Origin of the sequence: Pseudomonas sp. 008 (assembly GCF_016861935.1) — a bacterium.
GTDB lineage: Bacteria > Pseudomonadota > Gammaproteobacteria > Pseudomonadales > Pseudomonadaceae > Aquipseudomonas.
The window spans coordinates 129823-146835 of the sequence record NZ_BOMA01000011.1 but is presented as its reverse complement, the minus strand read 5'-3'; the positions used below and the strand labels follow the sequence as shown (position 1 = coordinate 146835).

At 60.5% G+C, this 17013-nt stretch carries 14 protein-coding genes; 6 read left to right on the top strand and 8 right to left on the bottom strand.

The genetic code is table 11. From position 1 onward, the window contains the following. Positions 1-36 precede the first annotated feature (36 nt). The 5 genes from JUI81_RS21835 to JUI81_RS21815 all read left to right on the top strand — a co-directional run bounded on the left by JUI81_RS21835 (position 37) and on the right by JUI81_RS21815 (position 3987). Positions 37-1032, top strand: a complete 996-nt coding sequence (locus JUI81_RS21835; RefSeq protein WP_019579752.1) for a zinc transporter ZntB — start codon at positions 37-39, stop codon at positions 1030-1032. 63 nt (positions 1033-1095) lie between these two features. Beyond that, positions 1096-1344, top strand: a complete 249-nt coding sequence (locus tag JUI81_RS21830) for a hypothetical protein (protein WP_007940635.1) — start codon at positions 1096-1098, stop codon at positions 1342-1344. Between the two features lie 2 nt (positions 1345-1346). Next, positions 1347-2171, top strand: coding sequence for a mechanosensitive ion channel domain-containing protein (locus JUI81_RS21825; RefSeq protein ID WP_007940637.1), 825 nt, complete (start codon positions 1347-1349; stop codon positions 2169-2171). An 86-nt stretch (positions 2172-2257) separates the two neighbouring features. Further along, on the top strand, positions 2258-2848 hold the full coding sequence (gene sigX / locus JUI81_RS21820; RefSeq protein ID WP_026331741.1) for an RNA polymerase sigma factor SigX: 591 nt from the start codon (positions 2258-2260) through the stop codon (positions 2846-2848). A 107-nt stretch (positions 2849-2955) separates the two neighbouring features. Further along, positions 2956-3987: an OmpA family protein gene (locus JUI81_RS21815; protein ID WP_019579753.1), complete on the top strand. Its 1032-nt coding sequence runs from the start codon at positions 2956-2958 to the stop codon at positions 3985-3987. Between the two features lie 84 nt (positions 3988-4071). Here JUI81_RS21815 and cobA read toward each other — a convergent pair whose 3' ends face one another. The 8 genes from cobA to JUI81_RS21775 all read right to left on the bottom strand — a co-directional run bounded on the left by cobA (position 4072) and on the right by JUI81_RS21775 (position 15732). Next, complete coding sequence (gene cobA / locus JUI81_RS21810) at positions 4072-4836, bottom strand: uroporphyrinogen-III C-methyltransferase (protein WP_019579754.1); 765 nt, start codon at positions 4834-4836, stop codon at positions 4072-4074. A 10-nt stretch (positions 4837-4846) separates the two neighbouring features. Continuing rightward, complete coding sequence (locus JUI81_RS21805; protein WP_204125017.1) at positions 4847-7564, bottom strand: nitrate reductase; 2718 nt, start codon at positions 7562-7564, stop codon at positions 4847-4849. Further along, positions 7564-7881 carry a nitrite reductase small subunit NirD gene (gene nirD, locus JUI81_RS21800; RefSeq protein ID WP_018925265.1) on the bottom strand — a complete coding sequence of 106 codons (318 nt, stop codon included), beginning with the start codon at positions 7879-7881 and terminating at the stop codon, positions 7564-7566. Before nirD ends, JUI81_RS21805 begins: the two co-directional genes overlap by 1 nt. Further along, complete coding sequence (gene nirB / locus JUI81_RS21795) at positions 7878-10331, bottom strand: nitrite reductase large subunit NirB (protein WP_028941084.1); 2454 nt, start codon at positions 10329-10331, stop codon at positions 7878-7880. Before nirB ends, nirD begins: the two co-directional genes overlap by 4 nt. 453 nt (positions 10332-10784) lie before the next feature. After that, positions 10785-12455, bottom strand: a complete 1671-nt coding sequence (locus tag JUI81_RS21790) for a bifunctional protein-serine/threonine kinase/phosphatase (RefSeq protein ID WP_019579757.1) — start codon at positions 12453-12455, stop codon at positions 10785-10787. A 7-nt stretch (positions 12456-12462) separates the two neighbouring features. Further along, positions 12463-13674, bottom strand: coding sequence for a NarK/NasA family nitrate transporter (locus tag JUI81_RS21785; protein ID WP_019648267.1), 1212 nt, complete (start codon positions 13672-13674; stop codon positions 12463-12465). Positions 13675-13929: 255 nt separating this feature from the next. After that, on the bottom strand, positions 13930-14505 hold the full coding sequence (locus JUI81_RS21780; RefSeq protein ID WP_018925269.1) for an ANTAR domain-containing response regulator: 576 nt from the start codon (positions 14503-14505) through the stop codon (positions 13930-13932). Between the two features lie 15 nt (positions 14506-14520). Then, a complete protein-coding gene (locus tag JUI81_RS21775; RefSeq protein ID WP_204125016.1) occupies positions 14521-15732 on the bottom strand; it encodes a CmpA/NrtA family ABC transporter substrate-binding protein in 1212 nt (403 codons plus the stop codon). Between the two features lie 226 nt (positions 15733-15958). On the opposite strand from JUI81_RS21775, the gene JUI81_RS21770 reads away from it, so the two are divergent. Further along, entirely contained in the window at positions 15959-16978 is a 1020-nt protein-coding gene (locus tag JUI81_RS21770) for a quinone-dependent dihydroorotate dehydrogenase (RefSeq protein WP_026331742.1), read from the top strand. The last annotated feature ends 35 nt before the right edge of the window (positions 16979-17013 follow it).

Sequence of the window (17013 nt, the reverse complement as noted above, 5' to 3'; positions counted from 1 at the left end):
CGCTGCTGGCTTTTTGTTTCAAGAATAGGGGTGAGGATGTTCGAGGAAGAAAACGCGCAGTGGGGGCTGGTGCATGCTCTGGTGCTGGACGGTAAAGGCGGTGCGCGTTCGATAGCCCGGACTGAACTCGATGACTTGCAGCTGCAGGCCCATGAAAGCCTGTGGCTGCACTGGGATCGCAGTCACCCGCAAACCCAGACCTGGCTGCGCAAATCCAGCGGGCTGAGTGAATTTAGTTGCGATTTGTTGCTGGAAGAGAACACCCGACCGCGTCTTTTACCGCTGCCGGACTCTGAACTGCTGCTGTTTTTGCGTGGGGTCAACCTGAACCCGGGCGCGGAGCCGGAAGACATGGTCTCAGTGCGGATCTTCGGTTCGGCCCAACGGGTGATTTCCCTGCGTCTGCGACCGTTGCGCGCCACCGATGAGCTGCTGGTGCAACTGGCCGAGGGCAAGGGGCCTAGAACAGCTTCCGAACTGATCCTCTATATGGCGCAATACCTGACCAACAAGGTGCAGGATCTGGTCGCTTGCCTCTCCGAGGTGGTCGATGAGGAGGAAGAAAAGCTCGATGCCGACGAACGGTATACTCCCGAACATGGCGCCATTTTGCACATCCGCCGCAGAGCCGCTGGACTGAAGCGTTTTCTGGCGCCGCAGCGGGATATTTTCGGTCAGCTGACGCGGATAAAACTGCCGTGGTTCTGCGAAGACGATGGCGATTACTGGAACGAATTGAACAACAGCCTGACCCGGTATCTCGAGGAACTGGAGTTGACCCGGGAGCGCGTGGGGCTGGTCCTGGAGGCTGAAGACCGGCGTTTGAGCGTGCGCATGAACCGCACGATGTACCGCTTCGGGATCATCACCGGGATCTTTTTGCCGATGAGTTTTCTGACCGGTCTTTTGGGCATCAACGTCGGCGGTATTCCGTTCTCTGCCAGCCCCTACGGCTTCCTGATCGCCTGCCTGTTGATGATCTTGGTAGCGCTGGGGCAGTGGTGGTTATTCCGACGTTTGCGCTGGGTCTGACGATGAGCCATGTGACCCGACCAAATTTAACCGCGTCTTTGACAGACATCACGAGAGGTGCGTATGCACGATCCGTTTGAACAGTCTTTGCGTGACATGCTCAAAGCATCGCCGTCCAGCCGTGACGACGATGCCTGTCTGGGGCGTGTACTGAAAACCGCCAACCGCCAGGTCGGTGCCGGTGATCTGTTCAGCCTGCTGGGCCGTTGGCTGCCCGCGCTGATGATTGCCCTGAATAACGGATCGGCCCATGTCGCGCCGGTTTCTCGTCTGCGTAAACCTACCGCTCGCACTGCTGATAAGGCTGATTGAATATGGAACTTGATCTCTGGACTCAGAGCCTCGTCACTGCAATGACTGCGTTGTGGACCAAAGTTGCGAACTTCATTCCGAACCTGTTTGGCGCACTGGTTGTGCTGCTGCTGGGTTTTGTCGTGGCCAAGCTGCTGGACACGCTGCTCTCAAAATTGCTCGCCAAATTGGGCCTTGATCGCCTGATGGGCGGCACCGGACTGACCAAATTGCTGTCCCGCGCCGGCCTCCAGGTGCCTATTTCGACGCTGATCGGCAAAATTGTTTACTGGTTCGTCCTGCTGATTTTTCTCGTTTCTGCCGCAGAATCCCTTGGACTTGAACGAGTTTCGGCTACGCTGGACATGCTGGCGTTGTATGTTCCGAAAGTATTCGGCGCGGCGCTGGTGCTGCTGGTAGGTGTCTTGCTGGCGCAACTGGCCAATGGGTTGGTGCGTGGCGCGGCAGAAGGCGTAGGGCTGGATTACGCCGCGGGACTGGGGCGGATTGCCCAGGGCCTGGTGATCATCATCAGTATTTCGGTTGCGATCAGCCAGTTGGAGGTCAAGACAGACCTGCTCAACCACGTGATTGTGATCGTCTTGATTACCGTTGGTCTGGCGGTTGCGCTGGCCATGGGGTTGGGAAGCCGGGAAATTGCTGGTCAGATTCTTGCGGGAATCTATGTGCGTGAGTTGTATCAGGTTGGGCAACAAGTGCGTGTTGGCGAGGTCGAAGGGCAGATCGAAGAGATCGGCACGGTGAAAACCACGGTGCTGACCGACGAGGGTGAGCTAGTCTCTCTCTCGAATCGGATTCTCCTGGAGCAGCATGTGAGTAGCCGCTAACCCGGCAAATCCTGCTAATGTATGCCGCCGCAAATTGCCCTGAAGGGCAGCGGCGGACATTGACCTGACTGTCGGCCCGACTTGTTTTGAATAAAGCTCAATCGCTCTCCACGCGCTACGACCCCCGCGAGCTCTCTGATGAGGAGTTGGTCGCGCGCTCGCACTCCGAGCTGTTTCACGTAACGCGCGCCTATGAAGAACTGATGCGGCGTTACCAGCGAACATTATTTAACGTTTGTGCACGGTATCTGGGGAACGATCGTGATGCAGACGATGTCTGTCAGGAAGTGATGTTGAAGGTGCTGTACGGCCTGAAGAACTTCGAGGGCAAATCGAAGTTCAAAACGTGGCTCTACAGCATTACGTACAACGAGTGCATCACACAGTATCGGAAGGAACGGCGTAAGCGTCGCTTGATGGACGCTTTGAGTCTGGACCCCCTCGAGGAAGCGTCTGAAGAAAAGGCGCCGAAACCCGAGGAGAAGGGCGGACTTGATCGCTGGCTGGTGTATGTGAACCCGATTGACCGTGAAATTCTGGTGCTACGTTTTGTCGCAGAGCTGGAGTTTCAGGAGATCGCAGACATCATGCACATGGGTTTGAGTGCAACAAAAATGCGGTACAAACGCGCTCTAGACAAATTGCGTGAGAAATTTGCAGGCATTGCCGAAACTTAGTTTGGCGCAAATATCTCTTACGTGTAGGCAAGTTCTGATAGACTTGCCGCCGAGTTGTCCCCCGGTTTGCGGGACTGCTTCACAATCACCAGATGGGGATTTAACGGATGAAACTGAAAAACACCTTGGGCTTGGCCATTGGTTCTCTTATTGCCGCTACTTCGTTCGGCGCGCTGGCACAAGGCCAAGGCGCAGTTGAAATCGAAGGCTTCGCCAAGAAAGAACAGTACGACAGCGATCGTAACTTCAAGAACAACGGCAACCTGTTCGGCGGCTCGGTTGGTTACTTCCTGACCGACGACGTAGAACTGCGTCTGGCCTACGACGAAGTGCACAACGTACGTGCAGATGATGGTCGCAACGTAAAGGGCGCTGATACCGCTCTGGACGCTCTGTACCACTTCAACAACCCAGGCGACATGATCCGTCCATACGTTTCTGCCGGTTTCTCGGACCAGAGCATTGGCCAGAACGGTTCGGGTCGTAACCGCTCCACTTTCGCCAACGTTGGCGGCGGTGCCAAGCTGTACTTCACTGAAAACTTCTACGCCCGTGCTGGCGTTGAAGCTCAGTACAACATCGACCAGGGCGACACCGAGTGGGCTCCTAGCGTCGGTATCGGTGTGAACTTCGGTGGCGGCTCCAAGCCTGCTGCTGCTCCAGTTCCAGCACCGGCTGAAGTTTGCTCCGACAGCGACAACGATGGCGTTTGCGACAACGTTGACAAGTGCCCAGACACCCCAGCCAACGTAACTGTTGACGCTGATGGCTGCCCAGCAGTTGCTGAAGTTGTTCGTGTTGAGCTGGACGTGAAATTCGACTTCAACAAGTCGGTAGTCAAGCCTAACAGCTACGGCGACATCAAAAACCTGGCTGACTTCATGAAGCAGTACCCATCCACCACTACTGTTGTTGAAGGTCACACTGACTCCGTCGGTCCTGACGCTTACAACCAGAAACTGTCCGAGCGTCGTGCAAACGCCGTTAAGCAAGTTCTGACCAACCAGTACGGTGTTTCGCCGTCCCGCGTTCAGTCTGTTGGCTACGGCGAATCCCGCCCAGTTGCTGACAACGCCACTGAAGCTGGTCGCGCTGTAAACCGTCGCGTAGAAGCGAAGGTTGAAGCAGCAGCTAAGTAATTAGCTCGCAGCTCAAGAAAAGCCCGGCTTAGGCCGGGCTTTTCTTTGTCTGCGATTTGGTGAAGTGGGGGCGATAGGTAGGGTTCAGGCTGATTGATCGGCCGTCATCGCGGGCAACCCACGCTCCCACAGAGATGAAGTTGCACAGGCTGCCACGGCACCGATCACCAGGATCGCCGGGCTTTTCAACTGAAAGCTGAGGGCATCCTCTTCCATCGCTGTCAGGTCACTCCGACATTCCCGTTGGTACGGCAGCGAAGCGTTTTCAATCATTGCCACCGGTGTATCCGCTGCCATACCTCCGGCCAGCAGTTGCTCACGAATCTCGCTCAGTTTTGCGACACCCATGTAGATCACCAACGTGGTGCCGCCTTGAGCCAGGGCCTGCCAGTTCAGGCTGCTGTCATCCTGAGTGTGGGCCGTGACCAGTGTCACGCCACGGGCGACGCCCCGCAGCGTCAGCGGAATATCGCATTGGGTCGCGCCGGCAAGGCCAGCGGTGATGCCATTGACCAGCTCAACCTTGACGCCACGTTCACGCAACCACTGCGCCTCTTCACCACCGCGCCCGAAGATGCACGGATCGCCACCCTTGAGCCGCACCACGCATTTGCCGTGGCGGGTATAACGCAGCATCAGGCGATGAATGAAGGCTTGAGGCGTGGAGCGACAGCCACCGCGCTTGCCCACAGGAATAATCCGGGCATTCGAGCAATGCTCCAACACCGCAGGATTGACCAGATCGTCGATCAACACCACGTCCGCTTCGCGCAACGCGCGAACCGCCTTGAGGGTCAGCAATTCCGGATCGCCGGGACCCGCACCCACCAGCCAGACTTTTGCGTTCATAGTGTTTTCCTCACGAGGTGACGGCGACTGGCTGCGCGGTGGCGGCCAGCAAACGCTTGATTTCCGGGACGCAGGAGCCGCATTGCGTGCCGCAGCCCAATTCTTGTTTCAAGCCCTGCAAGTCCAGGCCACGGCTGATGCCGGCGCAGACTGCGTTCTGGCTGACGTTCATGCAGTTGCACAGGGTTTTGCTGTCGGATGCCGGGGCGCCAGTGTTGCCTGGTGGCGCACTCAAGGGTGCCAGCAGCCAACGGCGCAGTTGTTCGTCGGCGCGACCTTCGAGCCACAGGCTTTGCAGCCAGTGCTGGGCGAGCGTTTCACCGGCCAGGCGAATCGCGGTGATCCGGCTGTTTTCGATACGAACCCGCTTACCGATCGAGCGCCGGGGATCGTCATAGGCCAACACCGGGCCATCGTTGAGCCCCAGGCATTGATCGATATCACGCAATAGCTGTGGCTCTGGCGCGGTGGCGCTGGCAGCGCGTATCAGCAGTGCAGGGCGTTCACGGCCGGCGAGGCTGAGGCTGGCGTAGGAAAACGCCTCACAGAGTGGTCGCAGTGTCTCCAGATGCTGTTGAACATCGCCTTCAATCAGGGCGAAAAGCTGCCAGGGCAAATTCACAGGCTCGAGTCGCACGCCGCTATGTTTGAGTTCCGGCTGTTTCGACAATGGATCGAAGGCGGGAAGGGTGAGGGTATTCACGCCGCCCTTGAGAAAACGGTCGCCCCAATGCATCGGCAGGAAGGCCTGGCCCGGACGTACGCTGTCGTCGCTGCTGACCGGCAGGATCACCGCGCCCCGGCGGCTTTTCAGATTGATCAGGTCGCCAGGTTGCAGGCGATGCCGACGCAGCTCGTCCGGGTGCAGGCTCAGCACGGCTTCGCTGACATGGCCGAACAATTGCGCGGCGGTGCCGGTGCGGCTCATGCCGTGCCATTGGTCGCGCAGGCGGCCGGTGATCAGGGTCAGCGGGAAGCGTGCATCGCGTTGCTCCTTGGCGGCGCGATACGGGTCTGTCACGAACTGCGCACGCCCGCTGGCGGTCGGGAAAACCCCGTCAAGGTACAACCGCGCAGTGCCTTCGCGGGCTCCGGTGGGGAAAGGCCATTGCTGCGGACCGAGCTGGTCGATCAACTCATGACTGATCCCGGACAGGTCGAGGTCGCGGCCGCGAGTCAGTTGTTTGTATTCGTCGAAGACCTGTGCCGGGGTTTCAAAGGCAAACAGGCTGGAGGCTCCGGGACGCAGGTGTTTTTCCAGACGCTGTGCGAAATCCACCGTGATCGCCCAATCGGGCCGTGCTTCACCGGGGGCGCCGATGGCTCGGCGGACGTGGGAAATGCGTCGCTCGGAGTTGGTAACCGTGCCGTCCTTTTCACCCCAACTGGCGGCGGGCAGCAACAGGTCGGCGAATGCGGCGGTTTCGGTGGTGTGGAAGGCTTCCTGCAACACCACGAACGGGCAGGCTTGCAGTGCCTCGCGCACAGTGGTCTGGTCCGGCAGCGACTGGGCAGGGTTGGTGCAGGCAATCCACAGGGCTTTGATCTTGCCGCTGCGCATCTGCTCGAACAGTTCGACGGCCGTGAGCCCGGTGTTTTCGGGCAGTTGATCGACGCCCCAGTAGGCGGCCACTTGCGCGCGGTGCTCGGCATTGGCCGCTTCGCGATGGCCTGGCAGCAGATTCGACAAGCTGCCGGTTTCCCGGCCGCCCATGGCATTGGGCTGACCGGTCAGCGAGAAAGGTCCTGCACCGGGCCGGCCGATTTGCCCGGTAGCCAAGTGCAGGTTGATCAGCGCGCTGTTCTTCGCGCTGCCGGCGGTGGACTGATTCAGCCCCATGCACCACAGCGACAGAAAGCTCGGTGACGTGCCGACCCATTCCGCGCATTGGTGCAGTTGCTCGACGCTGATGCCACAGAGTTGCGAAACCATTGTCGGGGTGTAGTCGCGCACCAGCTTTTTCAGCTCGGCCAGGCCTTCGGTGTGGGCCTTGATGAAGTCGCGGTCGATCCAGTCTTCCCACAGCAGCAAGTGCAAAATCCCATGGAACAACGCGACATCGGTACCGGGCAGAATCGCCAGGTGCAGGTCAGCCAGATCGCAGGTGTCAGTGCGCCGTGGGTCGATGACGATGACTTTCATCTGCGGACGATGGGATTTGGCTTCTTCCAGGCGACGAAACAGGATCGGGTGGGCGTAGGCCATGTTGCTGCCGACGATCATCACGCAGTCGCTCAGTTCCAGGTCTTCGTAGTTGCAGGGCGGAGCATCGGCGCCGAGGCTGCGCTTGTAGCCGACCACCGCTGAAGACATGCACAGCCGTGAATTGCTGTCGATGTTGTTGGTGCCCACCAGCGCCCGCGCCAGTTTGTTGAAGGCGTAGTAATCCTCGGTCAGCAATTGCCCGGAAATATAGAACGCGACGCTGTCCGGGCCGTGCTCGGTGATGGTTTGCGCGAATACATTGGCAGCGTGATCGAGGGCGGTGTCCCAGTCGGTGCGGCTGCGGGCCAGGCCTTTGCCCAGGCGCAACTCAGGGTAAAGGGCGCGCGCGGTCAGGTCGCCGGTCAGGTGCAAGGTCGAACCTTTACTGCACAATTTGCCGAAGTTGGCCGGGTGTGCCGGATCGCCACTGACGCCGAGGATGCGTTCGCCGTCGTGTTCGATCAGCACGCCGCAGCCGACCCCGCAGTAGCAGCAGGTGGAGGCGGTGATTTGGCGGTCCATCAGCTTGCTTCCCGCAGGGCCAGCAACACCCGGCCATTCTCGACCCGTGCCGAGTGATGGTGGGCGCAGCCGATATCGGGAGCCTGGGCCTCACCGGTTTCCAGATCGATCTGCCAATTGTGTAGTGGGCAGGCGACCCGTTTGCCGTAGATCAAGCCTTGGGACAGTGGTCCGCCCTTGTGTGGGCAGCGGTCGTCGAGGGCGAAAACCTCATCGTCGCTCGTACGAAAAATCGCAATGTCACCTTTCGGGCCGGCGACGATCCGCGAGCCAAGGGTGTTGATCTCTTCCAGTGCGCAGATATCCAGCCAGTTCATGCCGACACCTCCAGGTTCTTCACGGGAATGACCTCGAATTCTTTTTTCAGCAGTGGTTGCTCGAGGCGTTCCTTCCACGGATCCTGTTCGAACGACAGGGAGAATTGCAGGCGTTCGTTGAGTGCCTTGCGCCGTACCGGGTCTTCCAGCACAGCTTTCTTGATGTGTTCCATGCCGACCCGTTGCAGGTAATGCACGGTGCGCTCGAGGTAGAAGGCTTCTTCGCGGTACAGCTGCAGGAACGCACCATTGTATTCGCGCACTTCTTCGGCGGTTTTCAGCTTGACGAAGAACTCCGCGACTTCGGTCTTGATCCCGCCGTTGCCACCGATGTACATCTCCCAGCCGGAATCCACGCCGATAATTCCGACGTCCTTGATCCCCGCTTCCGAGCAGTTGCGTGGGCAGCCGGAGACGGCCAGTTTCACTTTGTGCGGCGACCACATGTTGAACAGGTCATGTTCGAGCTCGATGCCCAGTTGCGTGGAGTTTTGGGTGCCGAAGCGGCAGAACTCGCTGCCAACGCAGGTTTTCACAGTGCGGATGGATTTGCCGTAGGCGTGGCCGGACGGCATGTCGAGGTCTTTCCAGACACCCGGCAGGTCTTGCTTTTTGATCCCCAGCAAGTCGATGCGTTGGCCGCCGGTGACCTTGACCATCGGCACGTTGTACTTGTCGGCCACGTCGGCGATGCGCCGCAGTTCTGACGGATTGGTCACACCGCCCCACATCCGCGGGACTACAGAGTAAGTACCGTCTTTCTGAATGTTGGCGTGGGCACGTTCGTTGATCAGCCGCGATTGCGGATCGTCCTTGGCCTCGCCGGGCCAGGTGGAAATCAGGTAGTAGTTGAGCGCCGGGCGGCAGGTGGCGCAGCCGTTCGGCGTGCGCCAGTTCAGGTAGCTCATGGTGCCGGCGATGGTCAGCAGATGCTGGTCGCGGATGGCCTGGCGGATTTGCCCGTGGTTGAGGTCGCTGCACCCGCAGATGGCTTTTTCGCTTTTCGGTTTGACGTCTGCCGCACCGCCCACGGTGTTGATCAGGATCTGTTCGACGAGGCCGGCACAAGAGCCGCAGGAGCTGGCGGCCTTGGTGTGTTTCTTCACGTCGTCGACGCTGAACAGCCCGTGTTCCTGAATGGCTTTGACGATGGTGCCTTTGCACACGCCGTTACAGCCGCAGACTTCGGCGGTGTCGGCCATGCTCATGGCTTTGTCCTGGCCTTGGTGTCCTACGTCGCCCAAGGCGTTTTCGCCGAACATCAAATGATCGCGGATCTCGCCGATGGCATGGTTCTCACGGATCTGCCGGAAATACCAACCGCCGTCTGCCGTATCGCCGTACAGACAGGCGCCGACCAGCACGTCATCCTTGATCACCAGTTTCTTGTAGACCCCGCCGATCGGGTCGGAAAGGGTGATGGTCTCGGTGCCTTCGCCGCCCATGAAGTCGCCGGCGGAGAACAGGTCGATGCCGGTGACTTTCAATTTGGTCGACGTCACCGAGCCCTTGTAAGTGGCGAAGCCCAGTTGGGCGAGGTGGTTGGCGCACACCTTGGCTTGTTCGAACAGCGGTGCGACCAAGCCGTAGGCGGTGCCGCGGTGGCTGGCGCATTCACCGATGGCGTACACCCGAGGGTCGTAGGTTTGCATCGTGTCGTTGACCAGAATCCCGCGGCTGCAAGGGATGCCGGCTTTTTCCGCCAGTTCGGTGTTGGGGCGAATGCCGGCGGCCATCACCACCAGATCGGCGGGGATGATGTCGCCGTTCTTGAACTGCACTGAGCCGACCCGGCCATTGCCGGCGTCGTGCAGGGCCTGGGTCTGTTCGCACAGGCGGAAATGCAGGCCACGGGCTTCCAGGGCGGTTTGCAGGAGTTGGCCGCTGGTTTTGTCCAGTTGGCGCTCCAGCAGCCATTCGCCGATGTGCACCACGGTGACGTGCATGCCCCGCAGCATCAGGCCGTTGGCGGCTTCAAGGCCCAGCAGGCCGCCACCGATGACCACGGCGTGCTTGTGGGTCTTGGCGGTGTCGATCATCACCTGAGTGTCGGCGATGTCGCGGTAGCCGATCACGCCCTGCAAGGTATTGCCGGGGATCGGCAGGATGAACGGGGTCGAGCCGGTGGCAATCAGCAGGCGGTCGTATTCAGCCTCAGTGCCGTCTTCGGCGATGACCCGGCGTTTGACCCGGTCGATCTCCACCACTTTGCGGTTGAGCAGCAGCTTGATGTTGTTTTCCAGGTACCAGTCCAGATCGTTGAGCACGATCTCTTCGAACGTCTGTTCGCCGGCCAGTACGGGGGACAGCAGGATGCGGTTGTAGTTGGTATGCGGTTCGGCGCCGAAGACCGTGATGTCGTACAGCTCATTACTCAGCTTGAGCAGTTCTTCCAGGGTACGAACCCCGGCCATGCCGTTGCCGATCATCACCAGTTTTAGTTTTTTCATCAGGTTCTCCGGGGAGCTCGGGCCTGCCTCATCAGGGCATTCAGGCCTTGCTCGACAAAATTTTGCGCAAACAAAAAAAGGCGTCCCGCTAGCTAACTAGCGAGGACGCCTTTGTCCTTGTCCCGTTCTCTCGGGCAGCGCAGCCTTCTACGTTGAAGGCCGGGCTTTATGTATGTTGGGAAAGGTAATGCAGTGGTTGTGCCAAGTTCTTCAGACGCCAGAATTTGCTGGGGTTGGTCGCGGTCTCGGTATTTGATTGGGATGTTTGTGCACCGAAACAATGCATGTTGCCCGCAATTGGCGCGGTCCCTGTAGCAGCTGGCGAAGCCTGCGTTCGGCTGCGAAGCAGTCGTAAATCCTGCATGCACGATGTACCTGTCACACCGCAGTGCCTGAAATCGCGACTACTTCGCAGCCGAACGCAGGCTTCGCCAGCTGCTACAAGGATTGGTGTTAGCCATGAAACAGCAAAAACATCAGCACCAGGTTCACCAGCAACGACACCAGTGCCAACGTCCGCCAAACCTTCAACGGCTCGCGCTCCAGCAACGGTCTGGGTCGCACGCTCAAACTGCGTCGTTCCCCTTGTTCCAACACCAGCAACCATTCTTCTGCCGTTTCAAAGCGCTGATCCGGGGCTACCGCCACCGCGCGCTCCAGACTCTGCGCGATCCATTCCGGCAGGTCGGGTCGGTAGCGACTGGCGCTGACCGGCACGCCAAACCGTGGGCGCTGGAACGCTTCGATTTCGCCGTAGGGATAATGCCCGGTGAGCAGGTAATACAAGGTCACGCCGACGGCATACAGATCCTGTTGTGGTGTCGGCGGGTCGCCGCGAAACGCTTCCGGCGCGATATAGCTGGGCGTTCCAGGCAGGGCGAAGGCTTGATCTTCGGACAGCCCCGGACAGTAGGCGAGGCCGAAATCCAGCAGGCGCAACTCGCCGTCGTCCCCCAGCAGCAGGTTCTCCGGTTTGATATCGCGATGCAGAATCTGCCGTCGATGCAGGATGCCGACAGCCCGCAGCAAGCGTTCGGCCAGGTCCTGCCATTGCGCCAGTGGCAGCGTTGTGACGCGTTCATGCAACTCAGCCAGGGTCGACCCGGAATATTCACGCATCACGTAATACAAATGCTGACGCTGACTGGCGGCATGGACTTCAGGGAAATGCCGACCGGCCACGCGCTTGAGAAACCATTCCTCCGACAACAATGCCTGCCCGGCCTGGTGATCGTCACGCAGAGCAGCGGGCAAGGTTTTCAGCAACCAGCGCTGTTGTTGTGCATCGCGCACCCGGTAGAGCAGCGATTGCTGGCTCTGGCCGAGAATCCCTTCGACCTGCCAGCCTTCGAAGGTCTGGCCCGGTTTCAGTGCAGGCGGCAGAGGCCATTGCTGCAGGTGAATCAGTGCATCGCCAATGCTGGTTTCGCCAAGGGCATCGACCCGCACCAGCAGGGCGCTGGCATTGTCCTGACTGCCGGCCAGGTGCGCGGCGCTGACCAAGGTCTGCGCGGCACTGTTGAGGTCAGGTTGATCGCGCAGAATCGCCGCGATGGCGGTGTCGCCCAGCACGGCCCAGATGCCGTCGCTGAGCAGCACGAAACTCTCGTTCAGGCGCAATTCGCCGTCCAGAAAGTCCAGCACCAGATGTTGATCCAGCCCCAAGGCCCGCTTGAGCACATGCTGCATGCCCGGCTGGTCCCAGACGTGATCCTCGCTCACCCGTTGCAAGGTGTCGGCGTGCCAGCGGTAAACCCGGCAATCGCCGACATGCGCCAAAGTGAAACGCCTGCCGCGCATCACCAAGGCACTGACCGTGGTCAGCAGCGGTTGCCCGCCGCCGTTGGCCTGCAACCAGCGGTTTTGCGCCAGCAGCAGGCGATCCAGCGCCTGGGCGACACCCCAGGTTTCCGGTGTGGCGTAATAATCCAGCGCCAAAGCCTGCAAGGTCGAACGGGCCGCGAGACCGCCGTCGGCGCATTGGCTGACGCCGTCGGCGATGGCGAACAGGTAACCCTTGCTCGCCGCCAGTGCCGGGGCCGGAGTAACCAGGCGCAGAGCATCCTGGTTCTCTTCGCGAGGCCCGATGGCGCTGGCTTCGGCAAAACTCAGTTGCAGGCTCATTCAGCCCTCACACTCGAGCTGCGGTGACGGCTGCCGAACCCCAAGTGGTTCTCCAGCGACGTTTCACCCCGTGCAGACCGAACCAGGCGAGTACGCCGAGGCTGGCGAACAACCACAAGGCCATTTGATAGCTGCCGGTACTTTGCTTGATCGCGCCCATGCCGGCCGCCAGTGCGAAGCCACCGATGCCGCCGGCCATGCCGATCAAACCGGTCATCACACCAATCTCCCGACGAAAACGCTGCGGCACCAACTGGAACACGGCACCGTTACCTGCACCTAAACCGAGCATAGTGCAGACGAAAAGCGCCAACGCTGCGTAGGAACTCGGCAGATTGAAACCCACTGTCGCAATGCAGATCGCTGCCACGGTGTACATCGCCAACAGGGTGCGAATCCCGCCGAAGCGATCCGCCAGCGCGCCGCCCAACGGACGCATCAGGCTGCCACCGAACACGCAAGCAGCGGTGTAGTAACCGGCGGTCACCGGGCTAAGGCCGTACTGGTCGTTGAAGTAGCCGGGCAGGGCGCTGGCCAGGCCGATGAAGCCGCCGAAGGTCACGCTGTAGAAAAACATGAACCACCAGCTGTCGCGGTCACCCAGGGCCTTGAGGTAGTCGGCCATGGACTTGGCTTTCGGCCGCTCAGGGGCATTCTTGGCCAGCCAGGCGAAGACGATCAGGGTCAGGATCAACGGGATCAGGGCGAAGCCGAACACGTTGCTCCAGCCAAACGCGGCGGCCAGCACCGGGGCGATCAGGGCGGCCAGCACGGTGCCCGAGTTACCGGCACCGGCGATGCCCATGGCTTTGCCTTGGTGCTGCGGCGGATACCATTGCGAGGCCAGTGGCAGGGCGACGGCGAAGGATGCACCGGCCATGCCGAGGAACAGGCCCAGCAACAGCGCTTGCTCGTAACTGTGGATGCCGACTTTCCAGGCAACGAGCAGGGCGCTGATAACGATTATCTGGCCGATGATCCCGGCGGTTTTTGGCGACAGGCGATCAGCCAGCAGGCCCATCGCAAAGCGCAATACGGCGCCGGCCAGAATCGGCGTGGCCACTACCAGCCCGCGCTGTTGGGTGGTCAGGTGCAGGTCAGCGGCGATCTGCACCGCCAGAGGGCCGAGCAGGTACCAGACCATGAAGCTCAGATCGAAATAGAGGAAGGCTGCGAACAGTGTCGGGGTATGGCCGGATTTCCAGAAGCTTGAATTCATCGCGCACCTCAGCTGTCAGGCGTATCAAGAAGGAGTCATGAGCTTGCAGGTGGGGCGCCGCAACGGCCGCACCACCAGCCCCGGTCTCTGGGGCCAAAACGGAAAAACGCCGCTACCTGATTCGCAAAAGGGGGCGAATGAGGTGAGCGACGTCTTTGTCGTAGGTGGGGCAACCGCCGTTGGTTACCTTGCAGGGATTACTTAGCGAGATCTGTGCCAACACGTGAGATCGAGGCTTGCCCGCGATAGCGTCCTTCAGCCAAGCAACTCACTCATGGCAATGATTTGCTCCGCCACCTGTATCAGTTTTTGCTGGCGGCTCATGGCCTGGCGGCGCATCAGGGTGTAGGCCTCTTCTTCGTTGCAGTCCTTCATCTTCATCAGCAGCCCCTTGGCCAGCTCAATGCGCTTGCGCTCGGCCAGTTGCTGGTCGCGGGCGTGCAGTTGGGCGCGCAGGGCCTGGTCGCTTTCAAAGCGCGCCATGGCCACATCGAGAATCGGCTGCAAGCGTTGTGCGTGAATACCTTCAACGATGTAGGCACTGACGCCGGACTTGATTGCCTGGCGCATTACGCCGGGGTCGTGCTCGTCGGTGAACATCACGATTGGCCGTGGTTGGTCGCGGGTCACCAGCACCACTTGCTCCATCACATCGCGGCTCGGTGACTCGGTATCGATCAGGATCACGTCCGGACGCACCGTTTCGACGCGCGCGGGCAGGTCGATGGTCAGGCCAGACTCGTCGATGACCTCGAACCCGGCTTCGGTCAGAGCCGCCTTCAGACGCCCGACTTTTTTTGCGGTGTCATTGATCAGCAGGATACGCAACATATTCGTAGGCTCCTGTCAGCGGCTGGCGAGAAGGGGGGCGTTGTCGCTCATGGCGTGCAGCGTAAAACTGCGGGCATAGCCGGCCGGGTCCGAACCGTCCCAGATCTTGCCGTCGATCAGTTGGCTGCTGCGCATTTCCTGAGTCCGGGCGGGCACGCCGACAGCGGTGGCGGCCTCACGGTATAAGTCTAGTTGCTGGACTTGGCGGGCCACGCCGAGGTAATCCGGGTCGTCACGCAGCAAACCCCAGCGACGGAACTGGGTCATGAACCACATGCCGTCGGACAAGTACGGCAGATTGACCACGCCGCCACCGTGGAAACGCATCGCGTGCGGGTCTTGCCAGCGATTGCCCAAGCCGTCGGCGTAGTCACCGAGCAAGCGCGGTTCGATGCAATCGAGCGGGGCATCCAGGTATTCGGGGGCGCTCAACAGTTGCGCGGTGCTGCGGCGATTTTCGCGGCTGGCTTCGATGAAGCGGCTGGCCTCGAGGATCGCCATCACCAAGGCCCGGGCGGTATTGGGGTATTGCTCGACGAAGGCGCGGGTGCAGCCGAGGACTTTTTCCGGGTGGTCGGGCCAGATGGTCTGGGTGGTGGCCATGGTGAAACCGAGATTCTGTTGCACCGCACTGGCAGCCCACGGTTCGCCGACGCAGAAACCGTCGATGCGCCCGGCTTGCAGGTGCGCGATCATTTGCGGCGGGGGGACGACCACGCTGTCGACATCCTGCAACGGATGAATGCCCTGGCTCGCCAGCCAGTAATACAGCCACATGGCGTGGGTGCCCGTGGGAAATGTCTGGGCGAAGGTCAGTTTTGGGCGACTTTGGTGCACGTGATGGTCCAGTGCTTCAGGACTGGTCACGCCCAGGGCCTGCAAACCGTGGGAGAGGTTGATGCTCTGGCCGTTCTGGTTCAGGCCCATGAGCACGGCCATATCGGTGGAGGCTACGCCGCCGATGCCCAGATGCACGGCGTAAATCAGGCCGTACAGGCTGTGGGCGGCGTCGAGTTCGCCGCTGACCAGTTTGTCTCGCAGGTTGGCCCAGGACGACTGGCGCTTGAGGTTCAGGGTCAGGCCGTAAGGCTGGGCGAAGCCCTGGGTGGCGGCGACCACCACTGAGGCGCAGTCGCTCAGAGCCATGAAGCCAAGGTTGATTTCGGTTTTTTCCGGGGCATCGCTGCCGTTGACCCAGGCCAGTGGGCCGGCTGATGGTTCATTCATCGATTTGCACCTTCCAAAAAAAACGTCGCCCCATGGCCTCTGCGCGAGCAGAGCCGGTGACGACGCCATTGTCCTGCCACTCATTCCGTCGTTGGCATGAGTGCTGATGACCATGTTGGTGCAAGGCATATGCCATCGCTGGCTGATTTTGTCGTGCGCCTCGCCTGTGGACTCGATGCGCGGCTATAATCGCCGCCTCTCATCGCCACCCGAGTCAAGCCTGCCCATGTACACCCTGGCCCGTCAGCTGCTGTTCAAACTTTCCCCGGAAACCTCCCACGATCTGTCCCTGGACCTGATCGGCGCGGGCGGACGTTTGGGCCTCAACGGCTTGCTGTGCAAGGCACCGGCGAAAATGCCGGTGACGGTCATGGGCCTGGAGTTCCCGAACCCGGTGGGTCTGGCGGCCGGTCTGGACAAGAACGGCGCGGCGATCGACGGATTTGCCCAACTGGGTTTCGGTTTCGTCGAAATCGGCACCATCACCCCGCGCCCGCAACCGGGTAATCCGAAACCACGGATTTTCCGCTTGCCGCAAGCCGAGGCGATCATCAACCGCATGGGTTTCAACAACCTTGGCGTCGATCACTTGCTCGCTCGCGTGGCCGCGGCCAAGTACAAGGGCGTGCTGGGTATCAACATCGGCAAGAACTTCGATACGCCGGTTGAACGTGCGGTCGACGATTACCTGATCTGCCTGGACAAGGTTTACGCCCACGCCAGCTACGTGACCGTCAACGTCAGCTCACCGAATACGCCGGGCCTGCGCAGCCTGCAATTCGGCGACTCGCTCAAGCAATTGCTCGCCGACCTGGCCACGCGCCGGGCGGAATTGGCCCTGCGCCACGGCAAACATGTGCCGCTGGCGATCAAGATCGCACCGGACATGAGCGATGAAGAAACCGCGCAGGTGGCCCAGGCACTGATCGAAACCGGGATGGATGCGGTGATCGCCACCAACACCACCCTGAGCCGCGTCGGTGTCGAAGGCCTGGAGCACGGTGACGAGGCGGGCGGTTTGTCTGGCGCACCGGTTCGCGACAAGAGCACCCACACCGTGAAGGTGCTGGCGGCAGAACTGGCCGGTCGCTTGCCGATCATCGCCGTGGGCGGTATCACCGAAGGCAAGCACGCAGCTGAGAAAATCACCGCGGGTGCGAGCCTGGTGCAGATTTACTCCGGCTTCATCTACAAAGGCCCGGCGTTGATTCGTGAGTCGGTAGACGCCATCGCCGCGCTGCGCTGAAGGCAGTGTAGGGACCTTGTGCTGAGGGCTTTTGT